The sequence below is a fragment of the Microcoleus sp. C2D2 genome, assembly GCF_036702495.1.
Classification (GTDB): Bacteria; Cyanobacteriota; Cyanobacteriia; order Cyanobacteriales; family Microcoleaceae; genus Microcoleus.
The window spans coordinates 1-8,494 of record NZ_JAUBTO010000226.1; the positions used below are offsets into that span (position 1 = coordinate 1).

4 protein-coding genes are annotated in these 8,494 nt (G+C 41.9%); 1 reads left to right on the plus strand and 3 read right to left on the minus strand.

What is annotated here, in order from left to right; translation table 11 throughout:
- Positions 1–69: 69 nt before the first annotated feature.
- The 3 genes from QUB61_RS35950 to QUB61_RS35960 all read right to left on the minus strand — a co-directional run bounded on the left by QUB61_RS35950 (position 70) and on the right by QUB61_RS35960 (position 7,521).
- Positions 70–5,691 carry a PAS domain S-box protein gene (locus QUB61_RS35950; RefSeq protein WP_333135735.1) on the minus strand — a complete coding sequence of 1,874 codons (5,622 nt, stop codon included), beginning with the start codon at positions 5,689–5,691 and terminating at the stop codon, positions 70–72.
- A gap of 732 nt (positions 5,692–6,423) precedes the next feature.
- Positions 6,424–6,678: a hypothetical protein gene (locus QUB61_RS35955; protein WP_333135733.1), complete on the minus strand. Its 255-nt coding sequence runs from the start codon at positions 6,676–6,678 to the stop codon at positions 6,424–6,426.
- A gap of 666 nt (positions 6,679–7,344) precedes the next feature.
- Positions 7,345–7,521 (minus strand): hypothetical protein, encoded by a 177-nt coding sequence (locus QUB61_RS35960; RefSeq protein ID WP_333135731.1) that lies wholly within the window; start codon positions 7,519–7,521, stop codon positions 7,345–7,347.
- Positions 7,522–7,665: 144 nt separating this feature from the next.
- Between QUB61_RS35960 and QUB61_RS35965 the strand changes: the two genes are divergently transcribed.
- Positions 7,666–8,148 carry an Hsp20/alpha crystallin family protein gene (locus QUB61_RS35965; RefSeq protein ID WP_333135729.1) on the plus strand — a complete coding sequence of 161 codons (483 nt, stop codon included), beginning with the start codon at positions 7,666–7,668 and terminating at the stop codon, positions 8,146–8,148.
- Positions 8,149–8,494: the final 346 nt, after the last annotated feature.

Here is an 8,494-nt window from a genome sequence, read left to right on the forward strand (position 1 = left end):
GAGTGGCATTGTTGTCATCTCACTTATTTGACTCATTGTCAAGTACAATTTATACCAAATTAGATGAGCTTACCCTGTAATCCGACCTGCCTCGATTTTAGACATTTCCAACACGTCATTAATCAGCGTCAGCAAATGCTCGCCAGAGCGACTAATGATGCCAATCTGTTCTTGCTGTATGTGAGAAAGGGATGAGTCGTGGGCTAACACTTGGGTAAAGCCGAGAATTGCATTCAGGGGAGTCCGCAGTTCGTGACTCATTTTTGATAAAAATTCGCTTTTAGCTTTGTTAGCCGCATCTGCGACTTCTTTGGCTTGTTGTAAGGCTGCCTCTGCTTTTTTGCTTTCCGTAATATCGCTTGCTGTGCCAGTTATTCCTAGAATATTTCCCTCGGAATCCCGCACTACAATAGAATTAAACCGGAGATTGATAGGTCTACTATCTTTAGCTAATTGTATAGTTTCATACTGAAACACGGACTCTCCGTTCAGCATACGTTGGAATATCTCGTTATCTTTTAGAAGTTGTTCAGGTGGCTGAAAAGCGCTGAATTTTCGTCCTATCATTTCTTCAGGGTTGTAACCAAAAATATGTTTGACAGCAGCGTTGACGAAGGTAAAGCGCCCTTCAGCATCAACTGACCAAATCATATCCTGCGATGTTTCAACTAAGTCGCGATATTTACCCTCGCTTTCTTTAAGCGCTTCTTCTACCCTTTGACGTTCGGTGATGTCGTTAGTGACTAAGAGAATACAGGCTTCTCCACCTAGCTCAATAATATCTGCTGATACCAACATCTTCCTCACTTCGCCTGACGAAGTACGACAATCAAATTCCTGATTGCGAATCACTCCTGATTCTTGCAATAGCTGTTTGTATCTGTCACGTTTTTCTAAATCAACCCAAAGATTTAACTCAATGGGTGTAAAACCAATTACCTCTTCGCGAGAGTAATTAAAAGTGCTGAGGAAACTGTCGTTGACTTCGATGTAGCGTCCATCTGCGTACCGGGCGATCGCGATCGGGTTAGGACTGGAACGAAAGGCTGTAGAAAACTTTTCTTCAGACTGACTCAAGGCTATTTCTGTCTGCATTCTGACAGCGATTTCCTGTTGCAACTCTTGGGTTCTTTCTATAACCTTACGTTCCTGTGTTCGCGAGTATTCTTCTAATTGGTCATAGAGTTGTGCATTTTCAAGAGAAATGGCTATTTGGGCCGATAACAATTTTAGCAGTTCTAGCCTATTTGTAGTAAAAGCCCCTTCTATCAGGTTGTTTTCCAGATAAAAAATACCTGTTAGCTTACCTTGATACAGTAGAGGAGTACAGAGAATTGATTTCGGTTTAGTAGCAGCAACATAAGGATCGCGGGTAAATTGTCCCTCTTGGGTGGCGTTATTTAAAACCACATTTTCCTGGGTGCGAATGACATAGTTGGCGATCGCACTTGCCAGCAGAGGTGTTTCGCTGGAATCGGCTGTGGCATTTAGGGGAAGCGATCGCAGCACGCTAACTTCATCCCTCTTCACCGAGCCCTCAGCCTCAATTGTCCAGTTTCCGGCTTTTTCTAAAATCAAAAAGCCTTTTTCAGCGCCAGCATTTTCGATCGCAATCTTCATCAACCTTGTCAGCAACTTACTCAAAACGATTTCACCGGAAATCGCTTGGGAAGCTTTCATTACTGTGGCTAAATCTAAGGTTTCTGCCAAATTAGTGCTAGTGGTAGTAGGCTTAATCGTTGTTCTGTTAGCTTTTGTTTGAGCTGTTGTTTTTGCTGATGTTCTAGCTAGGAATTGGGGGTATTTTTCTTCTAAATCCTCAACTTTAGCTAGAGCGCCCCAGAGTTGGTAGCTATAATGAGCGTTTTGCATATAAACTTGGGCGATCGTATCTTTGCCCCATGACAAGTAAAATTTGGCGGCCAGTTCGTGAGCGAGTGCTTCCTCGTTGATGTACTCGTTTTCTTTAGCAAGGGCAATAGCCTTATCATACATCTCCATTGCTTCTAGTTTTTTACCCAGAACTCGATACCTTTCTGCCTCAACTAAATAGAATTTGTGTAGATGATTCATTGGAGCATGATGCGCCCATTTCTGCATTTTTTCTTGATTAGCTTGTACTCTGTCAAGAATGCCCCGTTGCTCTGACTGTGGAGTATCAGAATACACCGCCAACCGCACCAAAGAATCGTAAAAATGAAAAACAGGCATAACTGGCAATCCTACCGATCCATCTAAATACTTCTCTGCTATAGTAGTATTTTCAATGCCTTGTAAGTAATTTTCAAACAAATAACAAAAGAAAGTTTTGGTCAAATATAAGTAACAAAGTCCCGAATTATCATTTGCTTTTTGGTGCAATGGTAGCCTAATCTGCTCGTCATAAGCCTTACCCTGTAGACGGCAGGGGTCTTCACTTCTTCCCAAAAGATTTAAAACAGCCTGCCAAGAGATTTCTTGGAAATTAAGTGCTGTTTCTTGCTTAATTTTATAAATAGCATCTCTGTAAGTTCCCATCTCTTTTTCAAGGGCAGTCAGTTCTTTGCCGGTAAAGTAAGCGAAATAGGAGTACACCATTAAACCATAGCTTGCATATTCTAAATCTCCCGTCTCCATGCCACTAGAGTAAACTGATACCAAAGGTTCTAAGGTTTTTCTCAGATGCTCTTTCCAATGTCGGATAAATGAATTTACTATGACAACGGTCTTGGCTTTGATTTCTTGAGCATTTAACCTCGACAATAGACTTAAAGCCAGTTGACCGAACTGATAACCTGAATCAATATCTCCCACAACTCCGCAAAGCAGAAAACCATAATTAGCATAAGCAAAGGGAGAAACGGAAGCATTACCATATTGGACGGATAAATCTACTTGTTTGCACAATGTCAATGGCAACACCGCAGGAGCAGCCACGTATGCAGGAATAAAGATACTTGATAAAAGTTTCATGGCTGCTAGTTTATAGGGATCGCTCATTTGAGGCAGGTCAATTAATTGCTCAATTCGCTTCCCGTTCAAAATTAATGCAGTTTCCCCTAGTGCCTGCTCAATATCTGACGGGCTCACTTGAGAAGGAAATTCGACTCCCAACAGCTTTAAGACTTGTAGCGCCATATTAAGTGCTTCTAGTAACTTGTTCTGCGACATATAAGCTTGAATCTGGACTTCATAAACTTTTATTTTGTCCAATAGCGTTTTGGCACAGTTCTCTACGACCTCAGCTAATTTCTGCACCCGGTCAAAATCACCTCTTAAAAAAGCTACCTCTGCTGCTTCCTCATGCAACGCTAATGTCACTTCGTACTGAGTGTTCCAGCTATCTTCTACTAATAGTCTCAACCCTGCTTGCAAATATTTAATCGCCGACTCATGGGCTGTAGCTGCTTTGGCTTTTTGACCGGCAATTAAATTTAGTTTAGCGATTTCAGTGCGTTCGGATTGGTCACTAATCAGTTCAATTCCTAGATTCAAATGATCGACGATCGCAAATATCTCTTCTGGCCGTTTCTCTGGCGAGGTATTTTGCCACAGCAAGCGACCAATTTGCAAGTGAACAGTTTTTTTAGAACTTTCCTCAATCAAAGTATAACCTGCTTGTTGTACGCGATCGTGCAAAAAGTTATAAGTAGTAATGACCAGATGAGACTGAATAATTTCTTCTGTTACCCCGAGTTTAGAAGTGGCTAAAATTAAGCCATCTTGGATCGCTGGCAATAGCTCTCGAAAAGTTTCGGCGGTAGTTTTTTCGTTGACAATCGAGAGAGTATTTAAGTCAAAACTATTGCCCACACAAGCGGCTAACCGTAAAACCTGCTGAGTTGAATCTGGCATTTTTCTCAATTTACCGACCATCAACTCAACGACGTTATCGGTAATCCCTACGGCTTCAATTTCTGAAATATTCCAATCCCAGTTTCTTTGCTCAGAATTAAAAATCAGGAGGTTTTCTTCATAGAGAGTTCTCAGAAACTGATTGACAAAAAAAGGATTGCCTTGAGTTTTACCAACGACTAACTCAGCTAGGAGGATGACTGAGCCTCTATCCCTCTGTACAGTATCAGCTATCAAGTTAGTAATATGTTCGATATCTAAGGGAGTTAAGGTAATGTGGTTAATAGTCGCGCCTTGATTTTGCAGCGCCTCCAGAGTCATGATTAAGGGATGCGTCTGGCTCACTTCGTTATCTCGATAAGCACCCATTAGAAATAAGTATTTCGTTTTCTCATCTGCCATTATTACTTGCAGCAGTTTCAAAGTAGCGGAGTCAGCCCATTGCAAATCGTCTAGAAAAATGACTAAGGGATGCTCGACTGAACAAAACACCCGGATAAATTTTTGAAAGACTAAATTAAAACGGTTTTGCGATTCTGTAGCACCTAACTCTTGCACCAGTGGCTGTTTGCCAACAATGAGTTCTACGTCGGGAATGACATCTATAATGATTTGACCGTTATCACCAAACGCAGCTAAAAGTTTTTGTTTCCAAGTAGTGAGTTGCGTTTCGCTCTCAGTTAAGAGTTGCTTGACTAAAGACCCAAAAGCTTTGACAACAGCCGCATAAGGAACATTGCGTTGAAATTGGTCGAATTTCCCGGCAATAAAATAACCCCTTGCCTTAGTAATCGGTTTATAAACTTCTTGTACTAAGGCTGATTTGCCAATGCCAGAAAAACCTGCCACTAGCATTATTTCGGTGCAGCCCGTGCTAACTCGTTCAAAGGCTGCTAATAAATTATCAACTTCTGTTTCACGACCGTAGAGCTTTTCGGGGATGAGGAAATGGCCTGTAATATCCCGCGTTCCTAATGCAAAGGTTTCAATGTTACCTATTTTTTGTAATTGAGCCAGACAAATCTCTAAATCGTGTTTCAATCCTAATGCACTCTGATAGCGATTTTCTGCATTTTTTTCCATCAGTTTACTAACAATTTGGGATAAAATTAGGGGAACTGCTGGCTTAATTTGATGCACCGGAATCGGCTGTTTGGCTAGATGGCAATGCACTAGCTCCATTGGATCGTCTGACTGGAAGGGTAACAGCTTTGTCAACAATTCATAAAAAGTTACACCGAGGGAATAAAAGTCACTCCGATAGTCAATGCCTCGATTCATTCTTCCTGTCTGTTCTGGCGAGAGATAAGCTAAGGTTCCTTCGATGACGTTGGGATTCTGGATTTCTTGGGTTTCTTTCGGCAGCAGGGAAGAAATACTAAAGTCAATGAGCTTAATTTGTTTGCTATCGGGGTTGATTAGGATATTAGCGGGTTTGATATCTTTATGAATAACTTTATTTTCGTACAAAGAGTGTAGAATATCTGCTAGTTGTAGCGCCATGTCGAGAAAGTTTTCTAAAGATATAGATTCAGAAAATTGGTTTTTATCAATTGCTTCCTGGACATAATTACACAGGGAAACTCCTACAAATTCCTCCATGATTAAAGCATAGGAATTTTTGTAAGGTACTAAATCAAGGGGTTTCACAATACTAGGAATGTTGAGATTTTTAGCAATGGTATATTGATTGCGAAAATGCACCAATTCACTGAAGCTGGGGTATTCATTCCGCAGCAGTTTAATGACGATTGAAGTGCGATCGCTCTCCCGAACACCGCGATAAACTAGAGTGCGATCGCCTGCATAGAGTTGTTCTGTTGTCCGATATCCCGGCAGGTCAGTGATTACATCCATTTTCAACTCCTCAATAAATTTAGGTGGCTATATCCCTACTTTACTCACCCCAATTAAAAAATTCTCAATTGCCTCTAATCTGGCTGAACTTGTCAGTCCCCGTTCTGTAGGAAGGCTCGTCACTGGCTCGTTAGACACTGGAGTCATACTATTAATTACTTACAACTTGTCTCCACTAGATCGGGACTTATCTATAATTATGCTTCTAATCAGTTTTGACTTTTGCCGAATGCCAAAAAATCTATTAAAACTCGATATCCTCCCACATATCTACGCGGAGATGGCGAGGTTATAGTTGTTTTTTTTTAGGTGGCATGAGATTTAAAGTAGTCCCAGCTTGTGAAAGCACAGATTTTAGTTTTACTTATTTCTTGTCTCCTGTGGTTGGGGTAAAAAATACGATCGCTCTTCCACTTAATAGAATGTATGGGTAACAAAAGCGCGATGCATCCGGTATAAATTACTACCAATTGAGTCCGATCTTTCTGCACTATTTCCTAAAGCTTCAAAAAATGCTATCGCCAAGAGTGGTGGGTTTGTCAAGGTTTCTAATAACAGATGCAGTAAGCAAGGGACATTCTCATGGGCTGGGTCGGACACAGCGATCGCCCCGGGGATTTGGTCACTCAAACTGCAATTGAAATAATACTAACACCAAATTATGCTACTTCTCACAACATATAGCGGTTATTAGTCACACGAGGTAAATATTTGAAGCTGAAAACCCTACCACTAAAGCAATTCAACATACCTGATTATAGCGACAAAGGCTATAGGCACAGGTTCAGCAACAATAGCCGAACCATGCGAGGTATAACGCCCTACATATTCTGTTGCTAGCCCATAAGCCAAATATGAAAAATCTATCTCTACGAAACAGCGCAGTCCATACTCTAACTTGAGTAAATCTCCACCGCGGACAAAGCGCACCGTTTTCCACCTAAATTTGCGGTAGTCATCTCCCTGCAACCTATCAGTGTCTTTCAATAAGCTTCTGAAAGATAGCCCGCTTTCATCAGTAAAATTTTTTAGGTAACGAAAGCACTTCAAGGGGTTGTTTCATCCGCTAACTGTTGAAAGCTGTGCCCATTCTTCCGGGCGTGAAGAGTTCAGGACAAGTTACCTGATTCCGAAGCTGCTGCACTCGTTAAGCAATGTAGAGAACCAGATTTTCGCGAGCAACTTCATTAACACACAAACTTTTGAGGTTCGTTAGCCTGGTTATCGCTATAGCTTTTTCGACTTACGAAAGTTGTTTGAATCCATTTTTTGATTTTCTTAGCAGTAGCACGCTGTTGGCTGTTTTGTTTCATTTTCAATAAAATCGCTCACCCAAAACAAGCTCAAAATTAACTAGCTTGATTTCGAGAGCAACAATAGAAAGAAATACTACTGTGAGTAAAGCCCGTTTTTTCCACATGATGGCACGGGGCTTTGGGTGATTCAAGCAGAAACTCTTGAAGAGGCTCAAGCTATTGTCAATAGCAGTCCCCATGCACGGGGTGGTATGTTAGCGGATTCTAAAGCGGGTCGTGGAGTGGCAAGTGCATATTGGGCGCTCACATTTTTAAGAGTGGGATTATGCTCACGCCCTCATAGCAGAGCGATCGCTATGGGAAAGCAGCTCACGCCTAAAATCACGTCCTTACCCTGCTACACATCACCCGCACCGTGCTTTTGTACGGTTAACACCAGCGATACTTCCCCCGACGCTCGCGCCGTGCAGAGTTCGCTCGGCAGAGTCATCATAGCATTGCCACAGCATGATGAGGTTTCTAGGAATAACTTTGTACGGTTTTCTTCAATGCTAATTGCCCCTGATTTTTTCACGTTAATTCTGGAAAATACGACCAATAGAGTGGGGTTCTCCTGACTGTTGATCTCACTCTGAAAGCGGCATCATAATAACTGTAAGCAATGAGCTTTAACCCAAACAAACTCATAAAGCACTACCAATCTTTGAGGTAACAGATTATGTTGATGCGCTCTTGGCAACCCTTCACCGAAATTGAAACGATCCGCCAGCAACTCGATAAAGCTTTTGACCAACGGGCAACAGCGAGAGATAAGTCAGAAGCCACTTGGATGCCCGCTCTGGAATTGGCTGATACTGGGGACAACTTCGTATTAAAAGCGCAACTGCCTGGAATTGACCCCAAAGACATTGACGTTCAAGTCACTCGCGAAGCAATTTCTATCTCTGGCGAGCGTCGCTACGAAAACACAGACGAAAAATCAGGCTACGTCCGCTCAGAATTCCGAAGAGGCAAATTCCACCGGGTGCTTCCCTTGCCGGCACACATTCAAAACGACTCTGTGCAAGCTGAATACAAAGATGGCATTCTAATGCTAACACTACCCAAAGTAACTGAAGCTCGCAATAAAGTCGTCAAGATTAATTTGGCCCAGATTGCTGGAGCTTCAACGAATCCCCCTTTGGAACAGGCTAACCAATAACGATCGGCTGTGCTTAATGGAGTGAGGCAAATTTTCCTAAATTGAGCCTAATTGGATTTACTTAACAACAACGGAACTGGAAAAGTTGATACCGGGAGCTACAATTGCTCTCGGTATTCTTTATTTGGGGAAGCTTTAGAAAAGCTACCTACAACTGTCCTGAACCCGCAGTGAATTCAGTAACGCTTACAAGGCAGGCTTCCAGTAAATGCAGCAGAGAACACGACGAGCAGAATATTCAATTGTGAGCCCAAGCATTGAAATCCCTCAGGGTGCATCTCACTTTTGCGAATGTGTCAAAAAAGAGTTAAAATGAAAAAGCTAGTAAAATCGTCAAATAAAGATG